2 protein-coding genes are annotated in these 1,071 nt (G+C 58.9%); both read right to left on the bottom strand.

Annotated elements, in window-relative coordinates; all coding sequences use genetic code 11:
• Positions 1–547 (bottom strand): IS630 family transposase (locus PQQ96_RS42075; RefSeq protein WP_408291321.1); only part of this gene is annotated, 547 nt, incomplete at its 3' end.
• Positions 544–1,005 (bottom strand): helix-turn-helix domain-containing protein, encoded by a 462-nt coding sequence (locus PQQ96_RS42070; protein ID WP_172178906.1) that lies wholly within the window; start codon positions 1,003–1,005, stop codon positions 544–546. The genes PQQ96_RS42070 and PQQ96_RS42075, both read right to left, overlap by 4 nt.
• Positions 1,006–1,071 lie beyond the last annotated feature (66 nt).

The raw sequence follows: 1,071 nt of genomic DNA, 5'->3' as shown, positions 1-1,071 counted from the left end.
ACGAAAAATTGACTTGGAATTTTGTGCCGTATCCGTTCAGCAGTTCGGCGAGTTCAGCGTCGATGGTTTCTTTTGTCCAGGTGACGAAGCGTCGCCAGTGATATTTGAAATGTTTCCAGACGATCTCAATCAGATTGAGCTCGGGACTGTATGGCGGCAGATGGAAGAGGAGCGTTTTGTGTTCAATGAACCAGCGATCCAGCGTAGCCTGGTCGACGCTGTGATGGATGCTCGCGTTATCGAGCACGATCACGGTGGGTTTGCCGTCGCCCTGCTGGAGCAGCGCTTCGATGAATTCGACGACATGGAGTCGCTTGACAGTGCGCGTGTGCGCGGCATGGATCAGCGCATTCTTGCCGAAGTCGAGCGCACCGATGATCGAGCGCCTGCAGTGGCTGTTGGGTTCAATGGCATGGGGCAAGCCGCGTGGTGACCAGCTGCGCTGAACCGGTGGTGCTGCGCAAATGCCCGCTTCGTCCAGGTAGAACAGGCGGCATTGCCCGTCGCGGGCGGCGACCTGAAGTTTGTCGAGCGTGGCCTGCTTCATGGCGAACGCCTCTTCGTCACGCTTTTTTTCAGGGTGTAGCGGTTGCGCTTGAACGAGAAGCCTTCGCGCTTGAGAGCCTCTCCGAGCGTTTCGATGCGGCACGGCAGCGCCTCGCCACGCATCTCCTGCACGCGTTGCGCAATCTGGCCAAGGGTCAACGGTTCGGCACGGGCTATTTCCAACGCCGTGGCAACCATCGCTTCAGAAAGGGCTCGTGGCCGGCCGCCGTTATGGCCACCCGTGAGGGCGCATACGCCGCCGTCGCGCCATGCGCGAGCCCAGTTGTAGATCGACTGGTCACTGACGCCAAGCTGCTCAGCGATGGCCTTCGGCTTGACCTTGCGCCCAAGCTGCAACAGGCCCGCTGCACGCGTGCGGGCATCCCGGTGCCTGTGATTGATCGAAAGCTGCTGCAATGTGATTTCCTCGACTTCGCTCAGGTCTACCACGCACTTCATCCGCTACCCCGGCTTCAAAAGGTTGCCAGGTTAGCCAAATCCAAACAGATTTACCAGGAACACTTA

Source organism: Paraburkholderia sediminicola (assembly GCF_046027825.1).
Taxonomy (GTDB): domain Bacteria; phylum Pseudomonadota; class Gammaproteobacteria; order Burkholderiales; family Burkholderiaceae; genus Paraburkholderia; species Paraburkholderia sediminicola_D.
This window is presented reverse-complemented; position numbering and strand designations above follow the sequence as displayed.